1 protein-coding gene is annotated in these 512 nt (G+C 61.3%); it reads right to left on the bottom strand.

Features of this window, described 5'->3' with window-relative positions:
* Window positions 1-8: 8 nt before the first annotated feature.
* A partial coding sequence (locus PKF00_RS44390; protein ID WP_271223816.1) for a hypothetical protein occupies window positions 9-512 on the bottom strand: 504 nt, incomplete at its 5' end.

Genomic DNA, 512 nt, shown 5'->3' with positions numbered 1-512 from the left:
TCCTTGGCTCACAGAACGACATGGCTACGATCCGACTTGATCAGCTCGAACAGGTCGCACAATGCCGGCACTTCGCGGCGCAGTTCGCCGCGGTGCCATTTGTCGTAGATCGAATAGGTGTCGTAGAGATAGCCGAAGCCGCGCCTGGCTTCGGCATCGACATGACGCTGGAACTCGGCCTTCTGGGCCGGAGACTGTTGCCCCATCGCCGCGGAATCGAGGTCGAGATGGCGGCCATTGAGCTTGGTCACCAGCGTCCAGCGCGGCACCGTGTCGATAGCCGCACGCCCCGCCGCCAGCGTGTCATCGTCCAGCAGGCTTTCCACCTGGCAGCGCGTGGTACCGGCCATCGCCTGGCGCGGCGTTTCGATATCCAGGGTGGGCGAAAGTGCTGACATGTCTTCCTCGTTCCGGGCCGTGCGGCATAGCTCTGATTTTTGAGTGGTCGCATTTTCGAACCGCAAAACCGGTCCCCACTTTTGCTGAAAATGCTCTAAGCACAACCGGCGCAG

The organism is Streptosporangium carneum, from assembly GCF_027922005.1.
Lineage (GTDB): Bacteria > Actinomycetota > Actinomycetes > Streptosporangiales > Streptosporangiaceae > Streptosporangium > Streptosporangium carneum.
The sequence above is the reverse complement of the archived record's forward strand: the minus strand, read 5'-3'. Positions and strand labels throughout refer to the sequence as shown.